Origin of the sequence: Rhizobacter sp. (genome assembly GCF_035702065.1) — a bacterium.
Lineage (GTDB): Bacteria > Pseudomonadota > Gammaproteobacteria > Burkholderiales > Burkholderiaceae_C > Rhizobacter.
Genome location: NZ_DASSRA010000445.1, coordinates 1 through 26,452 on the forward strand (window position 1 = coordinate 1; position 26,452 = coordinate 26,452).

29 protein-coding genes and 1 pseudogene are annotated in these 26,452 nt (G+C 70.4%); 16 read left to right on the forward strand and 14 right to left on the reverse strand.

Features of this window, described 5'->3' with window-relative positions:
* Together VFL64_RS19405 and VFL64_RS19410 are read left to right on the forward strand one after the other, a co-directional pair.
* On the forward strand, positions 1-448 hold a 448-nt coding region (locus VFL64_RS19405; protein ID WP_489542028.1), incomplete at its 5' end, for an MBL fold metallo-hydrolase.
* Positions 449-523: 75 nt separating this feature from the next.
* Positions 524-832 (forward strand): hypothetical protein, encoded by a 309-nt coding sequence (locus VFL64_RS19410; protein WP_489542029.1) that lies wholly within the window; start codon positions 524-526, stop codon positions 830-832.
* Between the two features lie 27 nt (positions 833-859).
* Here the strand turns inward: VFL64_RS19410 and VFL64_RS19415 are convergent, their stop codons facing one another.
* The gene (locus tag VFL64_RS19415; RefSeq protein ID WP_489542030.1) at positions 860-1,807 is read right to left on the reverse strand and encodes a GAF domain-containing protein; all 948 of its coding nucleotides are present in this window, start codon (positions 1,805-1,807) and stop codon (positions 860-862) included.
* Positions 1,808-1,909: 102 nt separating this feature from the next.
* Between VFL64_RS19415 and VFL64_RS19420 the strand changes: the two genes are divergently transcribed.
* Positions 1,910-2,674 carry an SDR family NAD(P)-dependent oxidoreductase gene (locus tag VFL64_RS19420; protein ID WP_489542031.1) on the forward strand — a complete coding sequence of 255 codons (765 nt, stop codon included), beginning with the start codon at positions 1,910-1,912 and terminating at the stop codon, positions 2,672-2,674.
* On the opposite strand, the gene VFL64_RS19425 is transcribed toward VFL64_RS19420, so the two are convergent.
* Positions 2,675-3,697 carry an AraC family transcriptional regulator gene (locus VFL64_RS19425; protein WP_489542032.1) on the reverse strand — a complete coding sequence of 341 codons (1,023 nt, stop codon included), beginning with the start codon at positions 3,695-3,697 and terminating at the stop codon, positions 2,675-2,677.
* An 82-nt stretch (positions 3,698-3,779) separates the two neighbouring features.
* Here VFL64_RS19425 and VFL64_RS19430 point away from each other — a divergent pair, with 82 nt between their 5' ends.
* Positions 3,780-4,616 (forward strand): NAD(P)H-binding protein, encoded by an 837-nt coding sequence (locus VFL64_RS19430; RefSeq protein ID WP_489542033.1) that lies wholly within the window; start codon positions 3,780-3,782, stop codon positions 4,614-4,616.
* A 15-nt stretch (positions 4,617-4,631) separates the two neighbouring features.
* Here the strand turns inward: VFL64_RS19430 and VFL64_RS19435 are convergent, their stop codons facing one another.
* Both VFL64_RS19435 and VFL64_RS19440 read right to left on the reverse strand, forming a co-directional pair.
* Entirely contained in the window at positions 4,632-5,417 is a 786-nt protein-coding gene (locus VFL64_RS19435; protein WP_489542034.1) for an SDR family NAD(P)-dependent oxidoreductase, read from the reverse strand.
* Positions 5,418-5,481: 64 nt separating this feature from the next.
* Positions 5,482-6,231 carry an IclR family transcriptional regulator gene (locus VFL64_RS19440; RefSeq protein ID WP_489542035.1) on the reverse strand — a complete coding sequence of 250 codons (750 nt, stop codon included), beginning with the start codon at positions 6,229-6,231 and terminating at the stop codon, positions 5,482-5,484.
* Between the two features lie 113 nt (positions 6,232-6,344).
* On the opposite strand from VFL64_RS19440, the gene VFL64_RS19445 reads away from it, so the two are divergent.
* The 6 genes from VFL64_RS19445 (at position 6,345) to VFL64_RS19470 (ending at position 10,717) form a co-directional block, all read left to right on the forward strand.
* Positions 6,345-6,776 carry a DUF4334 domain-containing protein gene (locus VFL64_RS19445; protein WP_489542036.1) on the forward strand — a complete coding sequence of 144 codons (432 nt, stop codon included), beginning with the start codon at positions 6,345-6,347 and terminating at the stop codon, positions 6,774-6,776.
* Positions 6,777-6,864: 88 nt separating this feature from the next.
* Positions 6,865-7,686: a M90 family metallopeptidase gene (locus VFL64_RS19450; protein WP_489542037.1), complete on the forward strand. Its 822-nt coding sequence runs from the start codon at positions 6,865-6,867 to the stop codon at positions 7,684-7,686.
* Positions 7,687-7,773: 87 nt separating this feature from the next.
* Positions 7,774-8,667 carry a DUF6502 family protein gene (locus VFL64_RS19455; RefSeq protein ID WP_489542038.1) on the forward strand — a complete coding sequence of 298 codons (894 nt, stop codon included), beginning with the start codon at positions 7,774-7,776 and terminating at the stop codon, positions 8,665-8,667.
* Position 8,668: 1 nt separating this feature from the next.
* On the forward strand, positions 8,669-9,841 hold the full coding sequence (locus VFL64_RS19460) for a DUF5666 domain-containing protein (RefSeq protein ID WP_489542039.1): 1,173 nt from the start codon (positions 8,669-8,671) through the stop codon (positions 9,839-9,841).
* 1 nt (position 9,842) lies between these two features.
* Positions 9,843-10,340 (forward strand): response regulator, encoded by a 498-nt coding sequence (locus VFL64_RS19465; protein WP_489542040.1) that lies wholly within the window; start codon positions 9,843-9,845, stop codon positions 10,338-10,340.
* Positions 10,337-10,717, forward strand: coding sequence for a hypothetical protein (locus VFL64_RS19470; protein ID WP_489542041.1), 381 nt, complete (start codon positions 10,337-10,339; stop codon positions 10,715-10,717). Before VFL64_RS19465 ends, VFL64_RS19470 begins: the two co-directional genes overlap by 4 nt.
* Positions 10,718-10,747: 30 nt before the next feature.
* On the opposite strand, the gene VFL64_RS19475 is transcribed toward VFL64_RS19470, so the two are convergent.
* Entirely contained in the window at positions 10,748-11,881 is a 1,134-nt protein-coding gene (locus VFL64_RS19475; protein ID WP_489542042.1) for an ABC transporter substrate-binding protein, read from the reverse strand.
* A gap of 319 nt (positions 11,882-12,200) precedes the next feature.
* Here VFL64_RS19475 and VFL64_RS19480 point away from each other — a divergent pair, with 319 nt between their 5' ends.
* The 3 genes from VFL64_RS19480 (at position 12,201) to VFL64_RS19490 (ending at position 15,129) form a co-directional block, all read left to right on the forward strand.
* Entirely contained in the window at positions 12,201-12,719 is a 519-nt protein-coding gene (locus VFL64_RS19480) for a hypothetical protein (protein ID WP_489542043.1), read from the forward strand.
* Positions 12,720-12,861: 142 nt separating this feature from the next.
* Entirely contained in the window at positions 12,862-14,013 is a 1,152-nt protein-coding gene (locus tag VFL64_RS19485) for an ABC transporter substrate-binding protein (RefSeq protein ID WP_489542044.1), read from the forward strand.
* Between the two features lie 60 nt (positions 14,014-14,073).
* Complete coding sequence (locus tag VFL64_RS19490; RefSeq protein WP_489542045.1) at positions 14,074-15,129, forward strand: hypothetical protein; 1,056 nt, start codon at positions 14,074-14,076, stop codon at positions 15,127-15,129.
* Positions 15,130-15,144: 15 nt separating this feature from the next.
* Here VFL64_RS19490 and VFL64_RS19495 read toward each other — a convergent pair whose 3' ends face one another.
* Complete coding sequence (locus tag VFL64_RS19495) at positions 15,145-16,470, reverse strand: histidine kinase dimerization/phospho-acceptor domain-containing protein (protein ID WP_489542046.1); 1,326 nt, start codon at positions 16,468-16,470, stop codon at positions 15,145-15,147.
* Entirely contained in the window at positions 16,470-17,156 is a 687-nt protein-coding gene (locus VFL64_RS19500) for a response regulator (protein ID WP_489542047.1), read from the reverse strand. Before VFL64_RS19500 ends, VFL64_RS19495 begins: the two co-directional genes overlap by 1 nt.
* Positions 17,157-17,232: 76 nt before the next feature.
* On the opposite strand from VFL64_RS19500, the gene VFL64_RS19505 reads away from it, so the two are divergent.
* Positions 17,233-18,018, forward strand: coding sequence for a phosphatase PAP2 family protein (locus VFL64_RS19505; RefSeq protein ID WP_489542048.1), 786 nt, complete (start codon positions 17,233-17,235; stop codon positions 18,016-18,018).
* Between the two features lie 16 nt (positions 18,019-18,034).
* On the opposite strand, the pseudogene VFL64_RS19510 reads toward VFL64_RS19505, so the two are convergent.
* The 4 genes and pseudogenes from VFL64_RS19510 to VFL64_RS19525 form a co-directional block, all read right to left on the reverse strand.
* Positions 18,035-18,532 (reverse strand): annotated as a pseudogene (locus VFL64_RS19510) (FMN-binding negative transcriptional regulator); the annotation flags it as partial.
* Entirely contained in the window at positions 18,529-18,999 is a 471-nt protein-coding gene (locus VFL64_RS19515) for an OsmC family protein (protein ID WP_489542049.1), read from the reverse strand. The gene VFL64_RS19515 and the pseudogene VFL64_RS19510, both read right to left, overlap by 4 nt.
* Before the next feature lie 5 nt (positions 19,000-19,004).
* On the reverse strand, positions 19,005-19,787 hold the full coding sequence (locus VFL64_RS19520) for an isocitrate lyase/PEP mutase family protein (RefSeq protein ID WP_489542050.1): 783 nt from the start codon (positions 19,785-19,787) through the stop codon (positions 19,005-19,007).
* Positions 19,784-20,233, reverse strand: a complete 450-nt coding sequence (locus VFL64_RS19525) for a GNAT family N-acetyltransferase (protein ID WP_489542051.1) — start codon at positions 20,231-20,233, stop codon at positions 19,784-19,786. Before VFL64_RS19525 ends, VFL64_RS19520 begins: the two co-directional genes overlap by 4 nt.
* 66 nt (positions 20,234-20,299) lie before the next feature.
* Here VFL64_RS19525 and pdxR point away from each other — a divergent pair, with 66 nt between their 5' ends.
* Both pdxR and VFL64_RS19535 read left to right on the forward strand, forming a co-directional pair.
* On the forward strand, positions 20,300-21,733 hold the full coding sequence (gene pdxR, locus VFL64_RS19530) for a MocR-like pyridoxine biosynthesis transcription factor PdxR (protein ID WP_489542052.1): 1,434 nt from the start codon (positions 20,300-20,302) through the stop codon (positions 21,731-21,733).
* Between the two features lie 32 nt (positions 21,734-21,765).
* Positions 21,766-22,863: a GGDEF domain-containing protein gene (locus tag VFL64_RS19535; protein WP_489542053.1), complete on the forward strand. Its 1,098-nt coding sequence runs from the start codon at positions 21,766-21,768 to the stop codon at positions 22,861-22,863.
* Positions 22,864-23,021: 158 nt separating this feature from the next.
* Here VFL64_RS19535 and VFL64_RS19540 read toward each other — a convergent pair whose 3' ends face one another.
* The 3 genes from VFL64_RS19540 to VFL64_RS19550 all read right to left on the reverse strand — a co-directional run.
* Entirely contained in the window at positions 23,022-25,460 is a 2,439-nt protein-coding gene (locus VFL64_RS19540; RefSeq protein WP_489542054.1) for a putative bifunctional diguanylate cyclase/phosphodiesterase, read from the reverse strand.
* Positions 25,457-26,068 (reverse strand): methylamine utilization protein, encoded by a 612-nt coding sequence (locus VFL64_RS19545; protein ID WP_489542055.1) that lies wholly within the window; start codon positions 26,066-26,068, stop codon positions 25,457-25,459. Before VFL64_RS19545 ends, VFL64_RS19540 begins: the two co-directional genes overlap by 4 nt.
* A 134-nt stretch (positions 26,069-26,202) precedes the next feature.
* Positions 26,203-26,452 (reverse strand): aminomethyltransferase beta-barrel domain-containing protein (locus tag VFL64_RS19550; RefSeq protein ID WP_489542056.1); only part of this gene is annotated, 250 nt, incomplete at its 5' end.

The window sequence follows — 26,452 nt, forward strand, 5'->3', positions numbered from 1 at the left end:
GATGCAGTTCGCCACCGGCCGCTGCATGTGCCAGCCAGCGCAGCGGCATGCCTATGCGGTGAACGACGTGGTCGACCTGGTGCGTCACGTGCACGCCGACCGCGTGGTCTTCCACAGCGGCGACAGCGAACTCGCGCCTGGCGTGGAGCTGATGCTCATCGGCGGCCACACGCAGGGCCTGCAGTCGGTGCGCGTGCGCACCGCGCGCGGCTGGGTGGTGCTGGCCTCGGACGCGGCGCACTACTACGAGAACGTGGAGCGCACGCGGGCCTTCCCCATCGTCTTCGATCGTGACGCCATGCTGGCCGGCCACGGCCGCATCACCGCCGCAGCCGACTCGCCGCAGCACCTGGTGCCCGGCCACGATCCGCTGGTGATGCAGCGCTACCCGCGCCTGCCGGGTGACGAGGTCGGCGTCGTCAGCCTGCATGTGCCGCCCACGGCCTGAAGGTCCGAACTGGCGTGCCAATTGACACGATTTGCCGGGCTTGGAAACAGGCCATCCGTGCCACGATGCCACCCCATGAACCGCGGTACTCCAGCCCCCACTTTCGTCTCGCGCACGCGCCATGCCATGGCGCTCGGCCTCGGCCTCTTTCTCGGCCAGGCCGTGACGCTGATGGCCCAGCGCGAGCAGCAGGCCCCGTCACTCGGCTTTGCCATTGCCACTGTGTTCGTCACCGCCGCGTCGGTGTCGTTCGTGCTGTTCGTCCTCGGCCAGCAGCGCGGCCCGCTGCCGCGCGCGCAGCTGTGGCGGCAAGGCCGTGCTCTCGCGCTGGTGATCGGCGTCGGCCTGCTGCTGTCTCTGCGCGCCTTCGAAGCGCTGGCCTGAGGCCCCCTCTGAGGCCCACCTGGGCGCTCAGAAGTACAGCGCCACCACCTCCGACACCGCGCCGTCGCTGACCACCGGCAGCGCGGCCAGCGACACCAGCCCCGCCGCCTTGGCGGCGCTGCCCACGCCGCCGGGTTCGGTGGCAGCGTGTTCGTTGATGACCGGCACGCCGCTGGCGAAGGCCTTGCCGATGGCGCCGGCCAGCACCGTGCCGCCCTCGGAGGCACGCAGCGCGCCCTCGGTCTCGCAGAAGCCGAACACGCGCTGCAGGCCATGGCGCGAGTCGTCCGGGGCCCAGCACTCGATGCGCTTGGCAATGGGCGTCTGCGTGGTCGAGAGCAGGGCCAGCACGTAGGCGTCGCTGGTCGACGAGCTGCAGGGGACGGCCAGGCCGCGGTTGATGCCGGCCTCGGCGGCGCTGTCGGCACGCATGAACTTGGTCGTCTGGCCGAGGTCGTCGATCAGCACCGCCGCGCCCTTTTGCCAGGCCATGCCGGGCAGGCCGCTGCCGCGCGGCAGGTAGGTGTCGCGCGTGAGCGGCTCGAAGCTCTCGGCCGCGTCGCCGCCGTAGTAGCCGTCAACGAGCGTCATGTCGCTGGTGACGCGCGCGTTGTTGCGCCACAGCTCCACGGCGCCGTCGTGCAGGTTGGCCTCGGCATCGTTGCCGCCGCAGAAGAACACCACCACCGCGTTGAGCTGCTCCCCCACGAACACCGGCACCGCGATGGCGCAGCTGTAGCCCGCTTCGCGGGCGGCTTCGGCGCGGCGGAAATACGAGCCTTCGAACTGCTTGAGCACGATGGGCCGGCCGTCGAACCACGCCCGGCCGGGCAGGCCTTCGCCGCGGCCGAAGCACATGGCGCGGCTGCTTGCACCAAAACCGGTCGCGGCCCCGAACAGGCCGCCACCGAACTCGAGCAGGGTGCGGTCGGCGGTGGGCAACCAGACTTCGATGGCCTTGATGAGGGTGTTCATGGAGCGAACCTGCGAAGGGACACGATGAGCCCGAACAGCAGGTTTCGAGCCAGCCCCCAGGCCCGACTTACCATCCCTCATCGGCAAGCAAGGAGTACGGTCATGGGCAAGAAGGTGTGCGTGGTCACGGGGTCGTCGTCGGGCATTGGTGCGGCCACGGCACGGCTGTATGCGAGCCATGGCTGGAACGTGGTCGTGAACTACTCGCGCGAAGCAGGCCCGGCCGAGGCCGTGGCCGCGCAGTGCGCGGCGCTGGGGGCCGAGGTGCTGGTGGTCAAGGCCGATGTGTCGCAAGACGCGGACTGCAAGCGCCTGGCAGCCGAGGTGGCACAGCGCTTCGGCCGGGCCGATGTGCTGGTCAACAACGCCGGCACCACCAAGTTCGTCGACATCCGCAACCTCGACGGCCTGGAGGCCGAGGACTTCCACAAGATCTACGCCGTGAACGTGATCGGCGCCTACCAGATGACGCGCGCGCTGGCGCCGCTCCTGCGCAAGAGCGGCAGCGCGGGCGTGGTCAATGTGTCGTCGGTGGCCTCGATCATGGGGCGCGGCTCCTCGCTGGCTTACATGGCGTCCAAGGGTGCGCTGAATGCGATGACGGTGGGCCTGGCGCGCGCGCTGGCGCCGGAGATCCGCGTCAATGCCATCGCACCGGGCCTGGTCGAGACACCCTGGCTGCAGGAGGGCCTGGGCGCCGACACCTACCAGCGCAGCGTCGACTGGTACAAGGGCCGCGCCGCGCTGGACGCGGTGATCACCCCCGAAGACGTGGCCGAGACGGCGTGGTACCTGGGCGCGAGCGCCGCCAAGACCACCGGCGAGGTGATGCTGGTGGATGCGGGCCTGCGCATCACCAAGATCTGATCAGGGCGCGGCGGCCGGTTGCCGGCGCCGCACCACCGACCCGGGCGACACGCCCACCATGCGCTTGAAGGCGCGGCTGAAGGCGGCCTCCGACTGGTAGCCCACCCGGCCGGCCAGGCTGGCCAGCGGCTCGTCGTGCTCTTCCAGCCAGGTGCGCGCGATGTGCATGCGCCAGTGGCCCAGGTACTGCATCGGCGGTTGGCCCACCAGCTCGGTGAAGCGCGCGGCAAAGGCGGAGCGCGACATCGCCACCTCGGCCGCCAGCGACTCCAGCGTCCAGGTGCGTGCCGGGTCGCGGTGGATGGCGGCGATGGCGCGGCCGATCTGCCGGTCCTGCAGGCCGGCGAGCCAACCCGCCTGGGCCGCGGGGTCGTGCGCGATCCAGGAGCGGATGGCCTGGATCACCACGATGTCGGCCAGCCGCGTGATCACCGCCTCGCCGCCGGGTTGCAGCGCGCGGGCTTCGGCCGCCATGAAGCGCAGCGTGCTCTGCAGCCAGTCGTCGTGGGGGGAACCCAAGGGGTCGATGCAGATCACGCGCGGCAGCAGCCGCACCAGGTGGGTGGCCGCAGGGTGGCTGAAACGGACGGCGCCGCAGATGAGGCTTGTCGTCGCACCGCCGCCGCCGTGGTGGATGAGTTCGTAGCGTTCGCCTGCGCTGACGCGCGGAATGTCGAACAGCGGCTCGCAGGGCGCCCCGGCCTCGCTCAGCAGTCGGTGGCCCTGGCCGTGCGGCACCAGCGCCAGGTCACCGGCCTGCAGCGTGCGTGGCTCGGCACCGGCCACCTCGAGCCGGCAACGGCCCGCGGCGACGAAGTGGAACATCAGGAAGCTGTCCATCGCCGGCAGCGCCACGCCCCAGGGCGCGCTCAGCTCCGAGCGGCAGTAGAACGCGCCGCTCATGCGCAACGAGTGCAGGGCCTCGCCGAGCGGGTCGACCGAGGGCAGGGCGAACGGGCTGGTCATGGGCGCAGTGTGCCGAGGGGGCTGCTGATCGTCCAGCCGGTCGGGACGATCGGTCATGAGATCGAGGCGGGCAGTCATTGAGGGCGCTGCCCCGCGCCGGAACACTGGCAGGCCTGTTCAACCCTGTCGAGGAACCCGCATGAACACACCCTCATCCCCCGCCTTCCAACCCACGCTGGTGCTGGGCGGCACCGGCAAGACCGGCCGGCGCATCGCCGCGCATCTCGCCGAGCGCGGCCTGCCAGTGCGCATCGGGTCGCGCGCCGCATCGCCAGCGTTCGACTGGGAGGTGCCATCCACTTGGCCGGCCGCCTTGGAGGGGGTCGGTGCCGTTTACCTGAGTTACTACCCGGACCTGGCCGTCCCAGGCGCGGTGGACGCCGTGCAAGCCCTGGTGCGCGCCGCGGTGCAGGCCGGTGTCGGGCACATCGTGCTGCTGTCGGGGCGCGGCGAAGAAGAGGCCGAGCACGCCGAGCGCGTGGTGCAGGGCTCGGGTGTCGCCTGGACCATCCTGCGGGCGAGCTGGTTCGCGCAGAACTTCAGCGAAGGCTACCTGCAGGAGCAGGTGGCGGCGCGCGAGGTGGTGCTGCCGGTCGGTGACGTGGGCGAGCCATTCGTGGATGCCGATGACATCGCCGACGTGGCCGTGGCCGCACTCACCGACCCGCGGCATGCCGGCCAGCTCTACGAACTGAGTGGCCCGCGCCTGCTGAGCTTTGCGCAGGCGGTGCAGGAGATCGCTGACGCCACCGGGCGGCCGATCGCCTACCGGCGGGTGACGCGCGAGCAGTACCACGTGGCCCTGCAGGCCTCGGGACTGCCGCCGCCTTTCGTGTGGCTGGTCGACTACCTCTTCCACACCGTGCTGGATGGCCGCAACGCCCGCCTCGCCGATGGCGTGCAGCGTGCGCTCGGCCGGCCGCCGCGTGACTTTGCCGACTACGCCCGCGCTGCTGCAGCGGCGGGTGCGTGGTGAGGCTCGTCGCGCGCCTCACATCTTTGGCGGCACCACCGGCAGCGAACTGGACAGGCCGCCGTCCACCGGCAGCGCCTGCCCGTTCACGTACGAGGCCTCGTCCGATGCGAGGAACAGCGCCGCCTGCGCGATCTCGTGCGGCAGGCCGCCGCGGCGCAGCGGGTTGAGCTGGCCGATCTTCGCCTCGGTGCCGCGCTCGCGGGCGCGGTCGAAGATGGTTTGCGTCATGCCGGTCTCGATCAGCCCCGGGCAGATGGCGTTGATGCGGATGCCGGTGCCGCCGAACTGGTTGGCGCTGGTCTGCACCAGGCTGATCACGCCGGCCTTGCTGGCGCTGTAGGGCGGGCCGCCGGCGCCCGAGCGCAGTCCGGCCACCGAGGCGGTGCAGATGATGGCGCCGCGGCCGGCCGGCACCATCACGCGAGCCGCGTACTTGATGGCGAGGAAGGTGCCGATCAGGTTGATGCCCAGGATGCGTGTCCAGTCGTCCACCGACCAGTCGTCGAAGTCGCGCAGGCCGCCGCTCACGCCGGCGTTGGCGAACATGATGTCAAGCCCGCCGTGGGCGCGTACCGCGGTTTCGATGTAGTCGGCCACGTCGGCCTCTTGCGAGGTGTCGCGTACCAGCGCCACGGCCTGGCCGCCCTGCGCGCGGATGGCTGCGGCCGTGGCCTCGACCTCGGGTGCGCGATCGACGGCGACAACGCGGGCGCCGTGCTCGGCGAACAGCAGGCTGGTGGCGCGGCCGATGCCGCTGGCTGCGCCGGTGACGACGGCCGATTTGCCTTCAAGACGTTTCATGCAGAACTCCGTACCGAGGTTTCCAAAACCTCAAGCATAGGCCCTGCGGCGTGGCGGCGTCGCCTCAGCCCGCGAGCCGGCTGGCCGGCGCGGGCCATTGGCCGCCCAGCGTGCGTGTCGCGTTCTCGGCCGCGGTGAAGAGCAGCGAGTTCATGCGCTGCACGGCCGTGTCGGAAAAGCGCTCCAGCGGGCCCGACAGCGACAAGGCGCCGAGCAGGATGCCCGCCGGCCCGAACACCGGCGCGGCGAGCGCGCCGCACAGCGGGTCGCGTTCGCCGAAGGAGCTGTAGAGCAGCGGCGCGTCGCCTGATGCCGGCAGGCCGTTGGCAAAGGCGCTGAGCACCTTGCCGGCGGCGCCTCGGTTCAGCGGCAGCAGGTCGCCCGAGCGCACGCGGTCGAGCGTGGAGTGGTCCGAGTCGATGCGGAACAGGCACAGGCGCGCGTCCCTGCCGTGGCGGACGTGGAACGACGAGCTTTCGGTGCCCTTGCCCACCAGCCATTCGAGCACCGGCTGGATGCCTTCCTTCAGCCCGTAGGTCAGCTCGAAGGAGCGGCCGAACAGGAAGGCCAGCGGCCCGAGCGCGTAGCGCTTGTCGCTGCGGTGCACCACCAGCCCGGCGCGCGCCAGCGAGGCCAGCAGGCGCAGCAGCGTGCTCTTGTACATGCCGGTGCGGCGCGCCAGGTCGGCCAGCGTGAGCGGCGAGCTGGCCTGGGCGAGTGCGGTGGCGATGGTGAGGGCGCGGTCGACCGCGGCCACGCCGTCGGCGGGGGCGCTGCGGGTGTCGTCGGGGGTGTCGGGTGCGGTGGTGGCCATGGCAGAGGGTCTCGCGTGGGGGTGCTGCAGTGCGTGCCGTAGTTTGCACGGCTGTGCGAATGCTAAAATGAGAACACGCATTCTGTCTATCAGAACTTCACCGAAAGAGGCCCATGAGTGCAGAAACCCAATTGCTGGAAATGATCGCCACCAAGGCCGCCTACCCGGCGGCGATGCTGATGCCCTTGTTCGAGCAGCTGCGGCCCATCAGCGCGGCCGAGATCCTCGGCATGTGGCGCGGCGGCCTGTTCGACGGCGGCAAGAGCCCCGACCCGATCAGGTGGTACGGCAAGCGCTTCGTGTCGGCCAGCCACGTCGACCCGCTGATGTGCAAGGCCGAGGACGGCAGCATCTATTCGTACGACAAGATGGGCTTCGCGCAACTGCGCGAGGTGGCCTTCAACGGCAAGGTCTCAGCCTCGCTGATCTACGACAGCCAGCCGATCATGGATTACTTCCGCAAGGTCACCGACGACATCGTCATCGGGCTGGGTGACATCAAAGGCAAGCCGACCGACTTCTTCTTTCACCTGACGCGCGAATAGTTCGTCACGCCTGCACACAGCAGGCTTCTTGAAAGCGCCGCCGCCGCACCCAGTTGCAGACGTCGATCGACTGCACAAGGCGGCCCCCGTGTCCCTCTTCGTGGTGTTGGGCGCCATGCTTGTGCTGGTGCTCTGGCTGGCGGGCCAGCCGCTCTGGACCGAGTTGCGCCGTGCGCGCATCCGCCGCCGCCCCTTCCCGGCCGAATGGCGCGAGATCCTGCGCCGCCGCGTGCCGTATGTGCGCAGCCTGCCGGCCGACCTGCAGCTGCAGCTCAAGCGGCACATCCAGGTGTTCGTGGCCGAGAAGCCCTTCATCGGCTGCGCCGGGCTCGAAGTCACCGACGAGATGCGCATCAGCATCGCGGCGCAGGCTTGTCTGCTGCTGCTCAACCGCCGCCGCACGGCCTACTACCCGCAGCTGCGCCAGATCCTGCTCTACCCCGGGGCCTTCATGGTCGACCGCGTGCACACCGATGCCGCCGGTGTGCTGCAGGAGCAGCGGCGTGCCCTCTCCGGCGAGTCTTGGTCTCAGGGCCAGGTGATCCTGTCGTGGCAGGACACGCTCGATGGCGCGGCCGTCATCGACGACGGCCAGAACGTCGTCATCCACGAGTTCGCGCATCAGCTCGACCAGGAGAACGGCCCGGCCAACGGGGCGCCCCAGCTCATGGGCAAGCGCCACTACGCGCGCTGGTCGCGGGTGATGCAGGCCGAGTTCGCGCAGCTGCAGGCCGCCGCCGACAGGGGGGAGCCCACGCTGCTCAGCCCCTATGGCGCCACCAACCCGGCCGAGTTCTTTGCCGTGGCCTCGGAGGTCTTCTTCGAGCAGCCGCAGCGCCTGGCCGATGAGCTGCCGGCGCTTTACCGCGAACTGGCCCAGTTCTATCGACTGAACCCGCTGAGTTGGTAGTTTTCCTCGGTAGGAATGCGCACATGCGCAAATGTGCAAAAAGCACATTAATGGTAAGGTTGCACTTCGACCCTCCCTTGCCGTGCCATGAACGCCGATCCCCTCCCTGCCGCGCTTGCCAGCGAGGCCCACGCTGCGCTGCTGCAGGCCTGCCGGGCGCTGCTGGCGCCGCTGGCCGAGCTGGCCATCGCACGCGGCGTGCGCTACGCCGAGGTCGACGAGCTGCTGCGCAGCGCTTTCGTCCAGGCCGCCCTGGCGGCCCACCCCGAGGTCGCGCCACAGCGTGCCACCAGCCGCGTCAGCACCGCCACCGGGCTGCACCGCCGCGAGGTCAGCCGCCTCCTGCACAGCGAGACGCAAGCCGTCGCGCCCAGGCACTCGCCGGCCACCCAGGTCTTTACACGCTGGCTCAGCGACCCGATCTGGCGCAATGAAGGCCAGCCCCGGTCCTCGCTGCCGCGCAGCGGCCGGGCCAGCTTCGAGACCCTGGCCCAGTCGGTCACGAAAGACGTGCACCCGCGCAGCCTGCTCGAGGAGCTGATCCGCCTCGGCCTCGTCCGCATCGATGAAGCGAGCGACCGCGTCGAGTTGCTGCAGGAACGCTTTGCGCCCGCCGGCGACCAGCCGCGCATGCTGGGCTTCGTGGCCAGCAACGTGGGCGACCACCTGAGCGCGGCCGTGGCCAACGTGCTGGCGCAGGACGACCCGCCGCACATCGAGCAGGCGGTGTTCGCCGATGAGCTCTCGGTCGAGTCGGTGCAACGCATTCAACCGCTGGTGCGCGAGCAGTGGCGCCATGTGCTGCGCGCCATGGCGCCGGTACTGCAGAGGCTGATCGACGAAGACCGCGCCGCCCGGCGCGTGCAGAACCAGCGTGTGCGGGTGGGGCTTTACACCTATCACGAGCCCATGACCGAGCCCATGACCGAGGCCAAGGCATCCGCGCCGGCCACCGCCCCTGCGCGGCCCGAAGGAGACTGACATGAAGAACCCTCTATCGCATTGGCGAAGCCTGGCTGCGTGGCTGATGGCGGCCGCGCTCGTCGCGGCCTGCGGCGGCGTCGACAGCGGCGGCACCGGCATGACCGCCGAGACCAGTTCTTCCGGACGCATCACGGGCTTCGGCTCGGTGATCGTCAACGGCGTCCGCTTCGACGACAACCAGGCCAGCGTGGTCGACGACGACGGCACGGCGCGTTCGCGCGACGACCTGCGCCTGGGCATGGTCATCGACGTGCAGGGGCTCTCCGAACCGCACAGCGGCAACGGCGTGGCGCGCCGCATCCAGTTCGGCAACGACATCGCCGGCCCCGTGACGGCGGTCGATGCCGCGAACAGCCGCCTCACCGTGCTGGGCCAGGCGGTGCAGGTCGACCCCGACACCTTCTTCGGCGGCTACGCCCACGGCTTCGCCGATGTGTTGGCCGGCGACCTGGTGGAAGTGTTCGCCTTCTACGACCCGACCAGCGGCGTTTACGCCGCGACCCGCATCGAGCGCCAGACCGCGCTCGCAGCCTTCACGCTGCGCGGCCGCATCAGCGCGCTCGGCAGCACCAGCTTTGCCATCGGCGCGGCGGTGATCGACTACAGCGGCATCGCCCCCTCGGCCCTGCCGGCACTGAGCAACGGCCTGTCGGTGCGCGTGAGCCTGCAGACCGCTCCGGTGGCCGGCCGCTGGGTCGCCACCACGGTGCGCACGTCGCAGCGCAACTTCCCGGCCACGGGCGAAGCCGAGGTTGAAGGCTATGTGTCGGGCTTCGCGAGCCCGGCCAGCTTCTTCGTGGCCGGCGTGCCGGTGGATGCGAGCGGGCCGGCGGTGAGCTTCCGCCACGGGAGCCTCAACCAGATCGCCAACGGCGTGCGCGCCGAGGTCGAGGGCGAGATGCGCAACGGTGTGCTCGTGGCGAGCGTGGTCGACCTCAAGCAGCAGGGTGGCGGCCGCCAGGAGTTCGAGTTGCATGGCGCGATCACCTCGGTGAACGCCGCGGCCCGCAGCTTTGTGCTGCACGGCGTGACCGTGTTCCACGACAACAGCACCAACTTCACCAGCGGCAGCGCGGCCCAGCTCGCTGCGGGCACGCAGGTCGAGGTGCGCGGCGGCCCCTCGGCCGACGGTGCCGGCGTGCTGGCCACCAAGATCAAGTTCGAGCGCTGAGATGCAAACAGACACCGCCGCCTCCCGCGCCATGCTCTGGCACGAGCGCCACGACGCGCCCACCTTCGCACGGCACGATCCGCGCCCCCGCATGCTGGTGGTCGAAGACGACCCGGTGCAGGCGCTGCTGCTCACGCTGATGCTCGAACGCCTGAACGTGGCCGTCACGCTGGCGACCGATGGCCTGCAGGCGGTGCACGCCGTGCAGGCACAGCGCTACGACCTGGTGCTGATGGACTACCGCATGCCCACGCTCGACGGCATCGAAGCCACCCGGCGCATCCGCGCCTGGGAACGCTCGGCACGGCGTTTGCCCACGCCCATCGTGGCCGTGACCGCCAGCGTCATGGTCGACGAGCGCAGCCGCTACACCGAAGCTGGCATGGACGAGGTCGTCCAGAAGCCGTTTTCCGTGGAGAAGCTCTCTCAGCTGGTAGCGCGCCACGGCGCGCGTGCAGCACTCGCCCCTTCATTCATCACCCAAGGAGTACCGTCATGAAACCCATCCACGCCATCGCGTTCGCGGCCTTGCTGGCTGCCGGTGCAGCCTCGGCACAGACCAGCGTGGGCGTGTCCGTCAGCGTCGTCCAGCCGGGCGTCTACGGCCGCATCGACATCGGCAACGTCCCGCCGCCGGTGATCTATTCGCAGCCCGTCATCTACGCGCCCATGCCGACGGTGGTGCACCAGCAACCTGTCTACCTCTACGTGCCGCCGGGCCACCAGAAGAAGTGGGGCAAGCACTGCGCCAAGTACAACGCGTGCGGCCAGCCGGTCTACTTCGTCAAGGAGAGCTGGGTTCAGCAGCGCTACGACGAAGATCATGGCCACGGCAAGGGCCATGGCAAAGGCCATGGCAAGGACCACAAGCGCTGAGCCAGGCGCCGGGCGCCGTCGCCCGCGCGGTCAGCCGACGAGGCGGCCGTAGCGGTCGATGGCGATCAGGTCGACGTACTGCGAGCCCTGCGTCACGCCGGGCGCGAACTCCACGCGGTAGCCGCCCAGGTCGGTCTTGAGGGCGGCCAGCGATTCCTTCATGCGCGCGCGGCTGATGCGCTCGCCGCCGCTCACCTTGAGCGCGGCGCGCGCCGCCTCCACCGCGGTGCGGCCGGCGATGTAGCCCTCCAGCGTGGTCATGCCGAGCTTGACCTCGGGGCCCACGGCGGCGAGGTCCTGCTTGGCGCGGCTCACCACGTTGGCCGTGCCCGAGTTCGGGCGCGGCACCACCATGCTCATGATGCAGCTCTGCTTCTTGGCGGTGAGCGTGTCGATCAGCTCCTGCCCGGCGAACGACGACGCATAGAAGAGGCCCGGGTAACGCGCCTGCGTCATCTGGTCGACGATGGCGGTGACGGGTTTGGCGTTGGTGGAGAACAGCACGCAGTCGAGCTTGGCGGCGAGCAGCTTGTCGCCCACCTCGGTGTACGAGGCGGCATTGCGGTCGATCGCGATGGTCTCCAGCGGCACGATAGCCAAGCTGGACAGCGCCTGGTTCATCGCCTGGAGATTGGCCTTGGAGGTGTCCTGCAGGTACACCACGCCGATGCGGCGCATGCCGAAGTCCTTGATGTAGTTGGCCATGCGCTTGTATTCGAGGTCGTAGCCGGCGCGCACGTGATAAGCGCCATTGCCGCCGCCGCTGCGGATGCCCATGTTGCCGCTGGCCGTGCCCAGCAGCGCGATCTGGCTGCTGTTGATCACCGGCATGCAGGCTTCGGCGCCGGCCCCGCTGGTCAGGCCGATGATGGCCGACACGCCGCCTTCGATCAGCGTGCTTACGTTCTGCTGGCAGCGGTCCTTCACGCCACCGTCGTCCAGCGTCACCAGCTCGAAGCGCGGGCTGCCCGGCTGCGCCGAGGCCGCGGCGAAGGCCGCCATGATGCCGTCGCGCACGTCGCGGCCGTAACCCGCCTGCCCACCACTGAGCGAGGCCGACTGGCCGAACTTGATCACGTTGCTCGAGTTGGCGTTGGCGTGCCAGCCGAGCATGCTGCTGCCGATGAAGGCGGGCGTTGCGAGGATCAGGTTTCTGCGTTTCATGGTGAACACTCCTTGAGACCGAGTCGATGGAACACGGCGGCTTGTGGTGCGCTCCCTGCGCACGCTTGGTGTCGAGCCGCCATCAGTCGGTCTTCGGGCGCGCGTGTCCCGGACTTGATGCTTTCGTACAGATTGATACGTCCGTGCGGCTTGGTTGCAGCTTGGCCAGCAACGGGCGACGTTTCTTGTCACGACTGGGGCGATGGAAGCGCGACTTTGTGCGCGGGAGGAAGTCACCACCCCGGTGGTTAACGAATTGACACACTCTGCCCGTGCCCGAGACACTGACCTCACTCCGCAACACCCGAGGACAGCGCCCATGAACTCACTGCTCCGCACCGCCGCCCGCCTCTCCTTCGTCGCCGGGCTGGGCCTCGCGGCCCTGGGTGTCCAGGCGTTCGAACTGCGCGGCTTCCGCGGCGTGTCCTGGGGCGAGGGCGCCGAGGCCCTGGGCGAGGCCCACGCCGTGCACAAGCAGGGCGAGGTCACCTGCTATCAGCGCGACCGCGAGAACCTCGTCTTCGGCGACAGCGCGCTGCAGGGCGTGCAGTACTGCTTCCACCAGGACCGCCTGTTCATGGTGGTGCTCGATGCGGCGGTCTCGCAGAAGGCCTTGATTGCCGAGTTCCAGCGCACCTATGGCGCGCCGACCTCGCGCATGGGCCAGAGCGTGGCCTGGGGCGGCCCGGCCTCGGGCACGCAGGCCGAGCTCGCACCGCGTGCCGCCAACACCGCGCGTCTGGCGATCTACTCCAACAAGATCGAACCCGCCGTCGCTCGCCGCATGCAAAAGCCCAACCCGGCCGAAGTGACGCGCGAGCTCGCCGCCGCGTACTGACGACGCAGCGCGTCGCCGCCATCTGCAACCGGATACATCTTGGGTATCGGTTGGTAAGGTTCTTCAAGCCAAGCTGAATCGCGGTCGATGACCGGACACGTGCTGCTGCAGCCGCAGCCAGTGCGTGTGCTGGAGCATCGACATGTTGAACCGCAGAAGCCTTCTTCTGGCCGCCCCGTCCCTGGTGGGGGGCACCACTTTCTCTACCTTCTCTTCACTCGCCGCCGCGGCCGCGCCGCCACCGGTGGGCACCATCCGCTTCGGCCAATCGGCGTCGCTCAGCGGCGGCCAGGCCGAGTACGGCCGTGGCGTGCGTGACGGCATCGTCGCGGCCTTCGCCGCCGCGCCGCTGCGCCACCCGGGCAGCCCGCGCTTCGAGCTGGTCTCGCTCGACGACGGGGGCGACAAGGAGCGCTGCAAGCAGAACGCCAAGGCGTTGATCGAGGGGGGCTGCAGCGGCCTCATCGGCTTCACCAGCGGCGCGGCCACCGAGGCCTCGCTGTCGCTGATCGAAGAGGCGCAGATGCCGCTCGTCGGCACGGCCAGCGGCAACATGGGCATCCGCAGCAGCCAGCTGACGATGCAATACCACGTGCGTGCCGGCTACGACACCGAGTTCAAGCGCATGGTCGCCTACGTCAAGGACTTCGGCATGCGCCGCGTGGGCTACGTCTACCTCAAGGACACCTCGGCCGCCAACCTCGGCGCGATGACGGCCGCGCTGGAGTCGGTGGGCGTGAAGCTCACCGAATCGGTGGGCCTGGACCGCAACGCCAAGTCCTTCGAGGCCGAGGCGAAGAAGCTGCTCGCCGCCAAGCTCGACTGCGTGCTCTTCACCACCAACGCCGCGCCCATCGCCGGCATCGTCGACCACATGGTGGCGGGCCAGTACCGCGGGCTGTACTTCTCGTCGTCCTTCGCCGGCCAGGCGCTCATCGACGCGATGGCGCAGAAGGGCCAGAGCGTGATCATGACCCAGGTGGTGCCGCGCCCGAACGCGATGGGGTTGTCGGTGGTCTCGCGCGCCAAGCAAGACCTGGCGGCGCTGGGCACCGGCACGCGCATGGGCTTTACCGCGCTCGAGGGCTATGTCGCCGGCCTGGTGGCGGTGGAAGCGGCACGCAGCGGCCTGCGCCGCGACGGTGTCTTGTCCAAGACGCGCTTCCGCGACGCGCTGGCCGGGCTGCGCATCGACCTCGGTGGCTACAAGGTCGACTTCGCCAGCGGCAGCACCCAGGGCTCGAACTTCGTCGAGGTCGTGGCGGTGGATCGCCACGGCCGAATCATCGGCTGACCCACCCGGCCCTCTTCCTTCGTCCTTCTTCCCTCTCTTTCGTTTCAGCAGGAGCCCACCATGCTTCGTCACCCGCTCGCTCATGCCGCGCTCGCCGTGGCCGGTCTGTTCTCCACCGCCTGCTTCGCCCAGCAAACCCCCGCCGCGCTGGCGCGTGCCCAACAGGTGGCCGCCGGTCTCGCGAGCGAACTCTCCGCCCAGTGCCCCGTGGTGGCCCCCGGCGACCAGGAGGCCTTCAATGCCTGCCGGCAGAGCCTGTTCCAGCCCGGCTCGGCGCTGCGCCAGGCCCTGCCCGACTTCGTGCTGTGGGGGCGCCAGCGCGACCCCAAGGCCACGCTGAAGGACACCAACCTCACCCAGTTCGGCCCCGACGTGCTGGCCGGCATGTACCTGCCGCTCTTCATGTTCAACGGCGCCCACACGGTGCGCTACGTCGAGAGCGAAGACCTGTACCAGATCCGCCTGCGCGTGGCCTTCCGCAACCGGCTGGCGCCGGGGCAGTTCCCGTACCCGTTCTGGCACGAGGCCGAGAAGTGGGACATGTACCAGCACGCCAAGGAAGTGCTGATGTGGTGGGACGCGAAGAAGGGCCGCGTCGCGGTGGCCCAGTTCAGCCCGCACGGGGCGGTGGAGCCGCTGGTGGCGGTGGAGCCGGTGGCGCCCTACCAGTTCAGCGGGCAATGGATGTGGACCGACGCGGCCGGCCAGACGCAGCCCAAGGTGACGGTCTTCGATGGCTTGTTCCGCGCCGACAACCCCTACCTCGGCTCGCTCGACGAGGCCTACAAGACCCTCGCGCTGCGCCTGCGCGAAGGCCAGTGCAACGAGTGCCACGTGCCCAACAACCCCGACAAGATGAAGCGCCTGGTGCTGCTGCAGACGCCCGCGCACGCCGGCGCCGAGATCAAGCGGCTGATCGAGTCGGTGCGCAAGGACCGCATGCCGCGCGACGAGACCGGCATCGAGCAGCCGCTGCCGGAGCACACCAAGCAGGCCCTGCTGCGCGACAGCCTGGCCTTCGACAAGCTCTACGACGCCGCCAAGCAGTGGGAGGCCTCGCAGCCGCTGCGCAGCACGCTGGCCGCCAAGCGCGGGCCCGAGGCCGTCGGGCGCTGACCGGCACGCAGCGCTTCAGCCGCGCGCGAAGCGCAGGCGGTAGCAGCTGCGAAAGCCGTCGGGTGGCGCGGGCGTGCTGAAGCTCGCGTCGTGGATGGCCGCGATCTTGTCCACCACCTGGTGGCCCAGGCCCAGGCCGGCGCTGAAGCCGCTGGGCGCAGGCGCAGCGTCGGGCTGCCCGGTGTCGCACACCTGCAGCCAGCGCGCTTGCGCATCGAGCTGCACTTCGATCAGCGTGCCGCGTGGCGTGTGGCTGAGCGCGTTCTCGATCAGGTTGCGCAAGGCCAGCTCCAGCAGCACCGCATGGCCGTCGAGGCGGAACTGCTCGTCGCCCGAGAGCGCCAGCTCGTGCCCGCTGGCCAGGGCCGCGGAGGCGTAGTCGCCCACCACGCGGCGCGCCAGCTCGGCCAGGTCGAGCGGCTGCGCCGCCTCGGCCATCTCGGCGCGGCTGGCACGGGCCAGGGCCAGCAGGTGCGATACCACGTGGTTGGCGCGCTGCGCGTCGTGCTCGATGCGCGCGATCACCTGCGCGCGTTCGGCGTCGTCGTGTGCCCCGCGCAGCAGGCCGGCGTGCAGCGCGAGTGAGGCGAGCGGCGTGCGCAGCTCGTGCGCCAGCTCGCTGCTCAGCGCACGCTCGCGCACCAGTGCTGCGTGCTGTCGCTCCACCAGCGTGTTGATCGAGTCGACCACCGCCTTGAACTCCTGGTGCGGCTGCGTGCGCAGCGGCGTCGCCTCGTGCACGTCGAGCGCAGCCACGTCGCGCGAGAGGCTGTGCAGCGGGCGCAGGCCACGCCAGATCGCCCAGCCCAGCGCGAGCGCCACCACCGGCAGCAGCCAGAAGCCGGGCTCGGCCACCTGGGCGGCGATGTCTTCGGCCAGGTCGTCGCGCTCCTGCACGCTCAGCAGCACCATCACCTTGCGGCTGTGGTCCGCCGGATCCCAGCGCGAGAAGGCGCGCCAGGCGGTGGGTGGCACGCCGAGCGAGAGGTCGGCAAAGCCTTCGTCGGGCGTGAAGGGCGGCGTGGGAGCGCTGCCGGTCTGGGTGAGCACCTGGCCGTTGGCGTCCCACTCGATCACGCTCATCGACTGCTGGTAGTCGTGGCTGCGCATGCCGGCGATCGCCCCGGGCGGGACATCGGTGTCGGCGCGGTCGCTGGCGTCGAACGCGCCGTTGTGCTGGCTCAGCAGCAGGTGGGCCATGCTGGCCAGGTGGCCATCGGTCAGCTCGTCGGCCTCGTGCACGCCGGTGTTGTAGCCCACCACCACGAAGCTGGCCCACACCAGCACCAGCGCACCCAGCACCCAGGCCAGCAGGTGGCGCAGCAGCGACTTGCCGCGCATCAGACCGCGTCCTCCGCCGGCACGAAGTAGCCCACGCCGCGCAGCGTGCGGATCACGCCTTCGCCGAGCTTCTTGCGCAAGTGGTGCACGTGCACCTCGACGGCATTGCTCTCGATCGCGTTGCCCCAGTCGTACAGCCGTTCCTCGAGCTGGCTGCGCGAGAGCACGCGTGGGCGCGCCTCCACCAGCGCCAGCAGCACGGCGAACTCGCGCGCCGACAGCTCCACCGGCTGGCCGCTGCGCTGCACCTGGCGTGCCGCGGGGTTGATCTCCACGTCGCCGCAGCGCAGCGTGGGCTCGGCCTGGCCGGCGGCCCGGCGGCGCAGCGCGCGCATGCGCGCCGCCAGCTCGCCGGCGTCGAAGGGCTTGGTGAGGTAGTCGTCGGCACCGCGGTCGAGCGCGCCGATGCGCGAGGCCACCTCGTCGCGCGCCGTCATGATGAGCACCGGCATCTTCGCGTCGGGCAGCCGGCCGCGCGGGGCCTGGCGCAGGCGGTGCAGCAGCTCGTGGCCGTCGCCGTCGGGCAGGCCGAGGTCGAGCAGCAGCATGTCGAAGTGCTCGCTGCACAGCGCCGCCCACGCACCGGCCAGGGTGCCCACCACGTCCACCGCATCGCCCTGCTGGCGCAGGTGGCCCTGCAGCCCGGCGGCAATGCCTTCATCGTCTTCGACCACCAGTACGCGCATGCCGGGCATTGTGCGGCGGCGCGCGCGCCTTGGGCTTAAGACTGTCTTAAGCACCGGCCCGCAGAGTGCGCGCCAGATGTCATCCCACCCTCCTCTGCGCCGCCTCGTTGTCGTCACCCTGTGGCTGCTGCCCGTGCTGATCGCCTGGGACGCGAGCGGGCTCGACATGGCCCTGGCCCATGCCTTCGGCGGGCCGCAGGGCTTTCCCCTCACCGAGAACTGGTGGCTCACCGAGGTGCTGCACGACGGCGGCCGGCGTGCGTCGTGGCTGGTCGCCGTGCTGCTCACGCTCGCCGTGTGGTGGCCGGTCGGCCCGCTGCGCCGGCTCGACACGCCTGAGCGCGTGCAGCTGATCGGGGTGGCGCTGCTGTCGGTGCTGTCGATCTCGCTGCTCAAGGCGGCCAGCCCCACCAGCTGCCCCTGGGACCTGGCCGAGTTCGGCGGCACGGCGCGCCACGTCTCGCACTGGGCCTGGCTGCACGACGGCGGCAGCGGCCGCTGCTTCCCGGCCGGACATGCCTCCTCGGGCTTCGCCTTCGTCGGCGGCTTCTTCGTGTGGCGCCGCCGTGCACCGCGCATCGCCGCCCTGTGGCTGGCCGCTGCGGTGGTGGTCGGCTTCGGCCTCGGGCTCGCGCAGCAGGTGCGCGGCGCGCACTTCATGAGCCACACGCTGTGGACGGGCTGGCTGTGCTGGAGCCTGGCCCTGGGCCTCGAGCTGCTGCTCTGGCGCCTCAGCCCGGACCGCGTTCGACCCGAGCTGCCACCGCCAGCGCCTGCTCGTCGCCCCGCCCGCGCAGCCCGCGTGCCACGCCTTCGCGGTTGGCTGACGCGTGGTTCTGGCTCATCTTCCACTTCCCGGTGAGCGACGTGACCGGGATCTCGATGCCGACGATGGCGCGCAGCATCGCCTCGATGTAGTCGGGCGGCGCATCGCTCAGCTGCCACGGCTTCGCCTGCGTGGCCTCGTGGCGCTGCGTGAGCCGGGTGACGAAGGCGCGCAGCCATTCGGCGTCGTCGCGCACGACCAGGGAGCCACGTGCTTGCACGGTGATGTAGTTCCAGGTCGGCACCGCCTTGCCGTTCTCGGCCTTGCTCGGGTACCAGTTGGGCGTGATGTAGGCCTGCGGGCCCTGGAACACCACCAGCGAGTCCGCGTCGGTGCGCGCTTCGCGCCACACCGGGTTGGCGCGCGCCACGTGGGCGCGCAGCACCACGCGGCCGTCGGCCTCGGTGTCGAGCAGGAAGGGGATGGCATCGGCCTCCAGCGCGCCGCTGGCGCCCTGGGTGATCAGCAGGCCCAGCGGGTGCTCGCGCACCAGCTGGTGCAGGGCCTCGGGCCGCTCTTCCTTGAAGTGGGTGGGGTTGTACTGGCTCATGCGGGTTGGGGCTCGCAGCGGACCTCGCTCTTCACCGAGTTGGCGATGAAGCACTCTTCGTGGGCGCGGTGGTGCAGGTGCTCGAGCTCCTCGCGCGTGGGCTGCTTGCCGCTGAAGCGCACGGCGGGGCGCAGCGTCACCAGGGTCACGGCCATCTGGCCTTGGGCGTTGCGGTCCATCACGCCGACCACCTCGTCGCGGTAGTCGTCGACCACCCAGCCGGCGCGGCAGGCGATGTCGAGGAACCACAGCATGTGGCAGCTGGAGATGGAGGCGATGAAGCCTTCTTCGGGGTCGACCGCGGCCGGGTCGGAGTAGGGCACGCGCACCGACAGCGGCGACGAAGACGCCGGCATCACGTGCCCGCCATCGAAGCGGATCTCGTGGCGGCGGCTGTAGCGTTTGTCGCTGAAGGGCTGGTCGCCGCGGGCCCAGTGGGTGGTGGCGGTGTAGGTGTGGTCGCTCATGACGATCAAGGCTTCTTGAGGTAGTCGAAGGTGCCGTGTTCCTTCACCTCGGTGGCCGCGGCCAGCACCGCGCGCATCGCGGCACGGTAGAACGAGGTGGCAAAGCTGATGCGCTTGACGCCGGCCGCTTCGAGCTCGGCGACGCTGAACGACTTGCCCGGGATGCCGACCATGAAGCTGAAGGGCTTGGTGAGCGACGCGCACACGGTGCGCACCGATGCGAGGTCGGGCAGCGCCGGCGCGAACAGCACGTCGGCCCCCGCCTTCTCGAAGGCCTGCAGGCGGCGGATGGTGTCGTCGAGGTCGGGCTTGCCGCGCAGGTAGTTCTCGGTGCGCGCGGTCAGCGTGAAGGGGCGGCCGAGGGCACGTGCGGCTTCCACCGCCGCGGCCCCGCGCTCCACCGCATGGTGGAAGTCGTAGGGTGCGGCCTCGGCGGGCGAGTCTTCGATCGAGCCGCCCGCGAGGCCGATGGAACCGGCCAGCCGAACGGTCTCGGCGGCCATCGTCGGCTCGGGGCCGAAACCGTTCTCCAGGTCGGCCGACACCGGCACGTCAACCGCCTCGGCAATGGCGCGCGCATGGGCCAGGGCTTCGTCGCGCGTGAGCTGGCCGTCCTTGCGGCCCAGCACCGCCGCGGCGGCGCCGCTGGAGGTGGCGAGTGCCGGGAAGCCGGCGCCTGCAATCAGCTTGGCCGAGCCTGCGTCCCAGGCGTTGGGCATCAGCAGCGCGCGGTCCTGCTGGTGCAGACGGCGGAACTGGTGGGCTTTGTCGGTGATGGTGCTGGTCATGCGTTCTCCTGAAGAGGCAGGTCGTAGCGGATGAAGCCGTGGAACTGTGCCACCTTGTCGTACAGCGTGCGCGCCGTGGTGTTGCTCTCGTGGGTGAGCCAGTAGCAGCGTGTGGACTGTGCGGCACGGGCCGCCTCGCCCACCGCCAGGATGAGCGCGCGCGCCACGCCGCGGCCGCGCAGCTCGGGGGCGGTGAACAGGTCTTGCAGGTAGCACAGCCGCGGTGACCAGGTGCTGGTGTGGAAGAGGTAGTGCGCGATGCCGACCAGCCGGCCGTCGACGTGCGCGCCCAGGCCGAAGACGCCGTCGTTCGCCAGCAAGCGCTGCCACGTGGTCTCGTAGCCGGCGGGCGAGACCTCGGTCTTGTAGAAGGCCTTGTAGCCGCGCGCCAGCAGCTCCCAGGCGGCGCGGTCTTCGGGGCGGAGCGGAGCGATGGTCGTCGTCATGGCGGGCGGGAATAATTGGTTCTTCATCGTAGAAGCGTTGTGCATTGCACAAGGGGCCAATTCCAGATGGATGTCAGAACCAATCCGGCCACGCTGCGCCAGCAGGTCTACCTGCGCTTGCGCACGGCCATCGAGCAAGGCACCTTCGCACCGGGCAGCAAGTTGCCGCCCTCGCGCGAGCACGCGCAGGTGCTGGGCGTGGCGCGCAACACCGTGCTGTGGGCGCTGGAGCGCCTGCAGGCCGAGGGCTACGTGGTGGCGCGCGTGGGCGACGGCAGCTACGTGGCACCCGACGTGGCCGGCCTGGGCGCGCCGGGCCGGCGCAAGGCGAGCGTGCCTGTGCTGCCGGCCGGCGGGCTGTCGCAGCGTGGCCGGCTGATCGCCGAGACGGCGCTGCGCTGGCGTCCGCCGACGAGCGCCATCACCGCCTACCGCATCGGCACGCCGGCGGTCGACGCCTTTCCCTTCGCGCTGTGGTCGCGCCTGGAACGTGCCTTGCCGGCACGGGTGCGCCAGCACACGGCGCAGTACCTCTCGGCCGCTGGCCACCCGCCCTTGCGCGAGGCGATTGCGCAGTGGCTGCTGGTGTCGCGCGGCATCCGCTGCGAGGCGGCGCAGGTGGCGGTGACCTCGGGCTCGCAGCAGGCCATCGACCTCATCGCGCGCCTGCTGCTCGACCCGGGCGAGCAGGTGCTGGTGGAAGACCCGGGCTACCTGGGCATCCGCGCCTGCCTGGTGAGCCATGGCGTGGAGGCCTGCCCGGTGCCGGTGGATGCGCAGGGCCTGGACATCGCCCACGGCGCCGCGCGCTGGCCCGAGGCGCGCATGGCGGTGGTGACGCCCACGCACCAGTTCCCGCTCGGCGTGCACATGGGCCTCACGCGCCGCCTCGAGATGCTCGAATGGGCGCGCACGAACCGCAGCTGGGTGGTGGAAGACGACTACGACGGCGAGTTCCAGTACGGCGCGCACCGCATCCCCGCGCTGTGCAGCCTGCCCGGCAGCGAGCGCGTGCTCTACGTGGGCACCTTCTCCAAGACGCTGCACCCCGGCTTGCGCCTGGGCTTCATCGTGCTGCCCGCTGCACTGGTGGATGCCTTCGCCAGCGCCAAGAGCCTGAGCGACCGCCACAGCCCCGGTGCGGCGCAGGAGGTGCTGGCGCGCTTCATCGCCGACGGCCATCTGCTGCGCCACCTGCGCCGCATGCGCGAGCTGTACCAGCAGCGCCAGGGCGTGATGATCGAGTCCTTGCACAAGGCGAGCGGCGGCGTCTTGTTGCTGCAGCCCGCGGCCCAAGGCATGCACCTCGTGCACGAGCTGGGCGAGCGCGCCGACGACAACCGCCTGAGCCGGCGTGCGGCCGAACTGGGCGTGTACCTCGCGCCGCTGTCGCTGTACTGCGTGGCGGCCCGCCGCCGCGGCTGGGTGTTCGGCTACGCGGGCTTCGATGATGCGGCCTTGCGTCACGCGGCGCGCACCCTCGGCCCCCTGCTGCGTTGACCGGGCCGCGCAAGCGTGGAAACATGGGTCGCATGACCTCCGCGGCCGAGCTCGTCCTGACCACCGACCCCGCGCAACGCCTGCGCCTGAACGCCTGGATGTTCGCCACAGGGTGCTACGTGGCCTATGCCGCGCTGGCCTTCGTGCAGGTGGGTCTGGGCTTGTCGCCGCTTGTGCCCACGCTGTGGCTGAGCGTGGCGGTGGTGTTCACCAGCTCAGCCTTCTACCTGGCCCTGCGCAGCGGCTGGAACCTGCGCTTCAAGAACGACCCTTCGCTCTCGCTCGCCCAGCTGGTGGTGGGCATGATGTATTTCTACTGGATGTATGCGCTGGCCGGGCAGGCCTCGGGCGCGGCGCTCATCATCACCGCCACCCACATCACGTACTCGATGTTCGGCATGACGGTGAAGCAGGTGCATCGCCTGGTGGCCGTCTCGCTCGTGCTGCTGGGCACGTGGATTGCCCTGTGCATCTGGGTGGCGCCCGAGCGCTTTGCGTGGCGCATCCAGTTCGTCACCTTTCTCTATGCCTGCCTGGTGCTGCCCCTGATCGCGCGCCTGGCCTCGCACGTGGCCAGCCTGCACGAGCGCATGCGCGCGCAGCGCAGCGAACTCAAGGAGGCGCTGGCGCGCGTGCAAGACCTCGCCATCTGGGACGACCTGACCCAGGTGCACAACCGCCGCCACCTGATGGAGCAGATGCAGACCGAGCACCGCAAGCTCGCGCGCAAGCCGCTGCCTGTGTGCCTGGCGCTGCTCGACATCGACCACTTCAAGAACGTGAACGACCAGCTCGGCCACGCGGCCGGCGACCAGGTGCTGCGCCGCTTCTCGGGCGCGACCCAGGCCATCGTGCGCAACACCGATCTGCTGGGCCGCTGGGGCGGCGAGGAGTTCATGGTGATGTTCCCCGACACGCCGATCCGGCAAGCCGAGGTGGCGCTGCTGCGCCTGCGCGGCCACCTCGCGCGCATGGCGCTGGACGACATTGCGCCGGGGCTGAAGGTGACGTTCTCGGCGGGGCTGGTGGAGCTGGCGCCGGGCGAGGTGCTGGAGGCCGCCATCGAGCGTGCGGACCAGGCGATGTACCGGGCCAAGAAGGCAGGGCGCAACCGGACTGAGATGGGTTAGAGGCCGTGCAGGTCTGAGCGAGCCTTCGATACCTCAGGCTGAGCGGACTAAACAGTGCAAGCGCGGCGAAGCACCGCTCGGGCACGCCCGCGGAGCCGGCTTTGCCGGTCCGCCAGGCGGCGCCCCTCGGGGGCAGGAGCGCAGCGACTGGGGGGCCGTCAGTGCAGCGTGACGTTGGCGTTGCTTTCGCCCTTGAGGGTCGTTGCGGCCTGGCGCATGGTCCAGCCGGCCGACCAGGGCACGAACTCGGTCGAGGGCATGGGCTTGCCCATGTGGAAGCCCTGCGCCTCGTCGCATGACAGGCTGCGCAGCAGCTCCCACACCTGTGCGTTCTCCACGCCTTCGGCCACCACCGACAGGCCCAGGCCGTGGGCGAGGTCGATGGTCGAACGCACGATGCGCGCGTCGTTGCTGTCCTTGGCCATGCCGAGCACGAAGCTCTTGTCGATCTTCAGCTCGTCCACCGGCAGGCGCTTGAGGTAGGCGAGCGAGGAGTAGCCGGTGCCGAAGTCGTCGATCGACAGGCGAAAGCCCAGCCCCGACAGCCGCTCCAGCGTGGCCATGGCGCGCTGCGGGTCGTCCATGATCGCGCTCTCGGTGATCTCCAGGCAGAAGGCCTCGGCCGGCACGATGTGCTTGACCAGCAGGGCCTCGAACTTCTGCGGCAGCTCGGTGTCGAGCAGGTCGCGCGTCGAGAGGTTGATCGAGATCACCAGGCGCAGGCCGCCTTCGTTGAGCACGCGCCACATGCGCGCCGACTCCTCGAACACCCACATCGTCAACACGCGGATGAAGCCCGTCTGCTCGGCAAAGGGGATGAAGCTCATCGGCGGCACCAGGCCGCGCTGCGGGTGCTGCCAGCGCAGCAGCGCCTCGGCGCCCACCACGCGGCCGCTCTCGAGGGCCAGCTTGGGCTGCAGGAAGAGGCGCAGCTCGTGGTGGTCGACCGCATGGCGCAACTCGCTCAGCAGCGAGAGGGTCTGGGTGCTGGCGGCGTCGATCGACGGGTCGTAGAGCATCGGCCCCTCGCTGCGGCGCTTGGCGGTGTACATGGCCACCTCGGCGCGGCTGAGCAAGGTGTCGGCGTCGGGCGCGTGCGATGGCCACACCGCCATGCCGAAGCTCGCGCTCATGTCGACGGTGTGGTCCTCGAGCGTCATCACGTCGGCAAAGGCCTGGTGCAGGCGCTGCGCCACCGTGTTGGCGTGGGCCAGGGCGCTGGCGGGCTCCAGGTCGGCCAGCAGCACGGCGAACTCGTCGCCGCCGAGCCGGGCCACCAGGTCGCCGTTGCGCACGGCCTGCTGCGACAGGCGCTCGGCCACGCCCTTGAGCATGAGGTCGCCGAAGCGGTAGCCGAGCACGTCGTTCACGTGCTTGAAGCGGTCGAGGTCGAGCATCACCACCGCCACGGCGCGGCCATCGGCGCGGGCGAGGGCGATGGCCTCCAGCGTGGCGTTGCGGAACTGCACGCGGTTGGACAGGCCGGTGAGGCTGTCCCAGTAGGCGAGCTTGAGGATCTCTTCCTGCTGGCCGGCCACGTTGATGCGCATGCGCTCGAAGCTTTGCGCCAGGTCGCCGATCTCGTCGCGCCGGCGCTGGCCGCCGAGCGGCGTGGCGTAGTCGCCCGCGCCCAGGCGCTCGGCGGCGGCCGCGAGCTTGCGCAGCGGCGTGGTCACGCGGCGCGCAGTGAGCACGCTGCCCACGCCGAACACCGCCACGCTGAGCACGGTCAGCACGGCCAGGCCGAGCTGCAGCTGCTGGAAGGGCGCCACGGCTTCGTCCACCGAGCGCATCAGCACGGCCGAGACGTCGGCGCCGCCGGGTTCGGTGAGCGCCACGGAGCGTGCGGTGTACTCGCCGTCGGGCAGCGCCAGGCGCATCGCCGGGTTGCCGGGCAGGAAGATGTTCTGGCGGTCGAGCGCCTGGCGCGCGGCCAGTGGCAGCGTGGAGACGGTGGTCTGCCAGGGCGACTGCGCATCGCGCCGCACGTCCAGCGCCACATGCAGCGACGAGACGCTGCGCATCTCGTCGACCAGGCGCTGATCGACCGGAAAGCCCATCAGCACCCAGCCCACCAGCACTGGCGCGCGCAGCGGCACCATCACGAACTGGAAGGGCTTGTTGTCGATCACCACCACGTCGGCGCTGCGCTTGGCGCTGCCGCCGTGGGCCGCCAGGCGCGCCAGCACAGGCTGCAGGGCGGCCGTGTCGGACTGGGCCGCGGCGCGCAGGTTGAAGCGGGTGTCGAGCAGGGCCGACACGCTGGCGCCGATGCGCTCGCCGTGGTTGGCCAGCACCGAGCTGATGGTGGCGGCGTCGTTGCTGCCCACCGCGGAGCGGAAGCCGTAGTCGGCGGCCAGCAGGGTGGCGCCTTCGCTGAGCTTGTTGGCGTGCTGCTCCAGCAGGCGCTTGAGCAGGCGCTCGCCCACCTCCAGGTCCTGCCCGATGGCGCTGCGCGCGTTGCGGTCGATGGTGGCGCGGATGGCCACGAAGCTCAGGCCCTGCACCAGCAGCAAGAGGCCGAGGAACAGCAGCACGATGCGCGCCGCGAGCGACTTGCGCATCCACACCTGCAGGTTGACCAGCCGGCGCTTCATGGCGCGGTCCCCACGGGCAGCGTGAGCTGGGCCTGCAGGTCGGCGGCCGCCACATTCAGGGCGACGGGCGCGGGCTCCTTGCCGGCCGGCACGCCGGCATGCCAGGCGCGCAGGCGGTAGCTGCCGGCGGCGATGCCGTCGATCTGCGCCCGGCCATCGGCGCCTGTGCGCGCGTAATGGGGTGTGTCGACCACCACCACCCAGGCGGCCATCCTGTCGTGGATGTTGCAGCCGAGCACGGCCTCGCCGGGCTTGTCGAACACGATGGGCTTGGAGGGCACACCGCTGTAGAGCTTGAGCTCGAAGGTCTTGATGGGTGAGAACGAGTAGACGTGGTGGCGCACGGTGTCGAAGTTGGGCAGGCTGACCGGCGTGCCGACCGTCACCACCGTGAGCTGTGGCGTGAACTGGCGCTGGCGCTGGGCGATCTCGACCTGGGCCAGCGGCTTGACGGGCAACTTGCCATTGGCCGGTTCCAGCATCACCACCGCGTCGAGCAGCGGCTTGCCGGCGTCGTCGGTGACCAGCACCGAAAGATGGGCAGCCGAACTCAGGGCCGGCGCCAGGAGGCACAGGGCGGCAAGGCGGACGAGGGCGGGGGACGGCATGGGTGGCAGGTCGGACAGGAGAGGCTGGCCCCCGGGGTGGAGGCGCTCTTCGGTCTATCGGCTTGCGCGGCCCTGACTTGAATCAGGGTTGGCCACCCGCGCCTGTGGCGGACTTCACGGAAAGCCGCGTGGCGTCAGCGCGCGGCCGGCTCCGGCACGGCCGCCGTCGCCGCGGCGATCACGCCGCCACCCAGGCAGACCTCGCCGTCGTAGACCACCGCCGACTGACCCGGCGTGACCGCCCACTGCGGCTGCATGAAGCGCAGCGTCAAGCGCTCGCCGGCCTGCGCGACCTGGCAGGCCGCGTCGGCCTGGCGGTAGCGCGTCTTGGCGGCGACGGCGCCGTCGGCCGGCGGGTGGCCGGCCACCCAGCTGAGGTCGTCG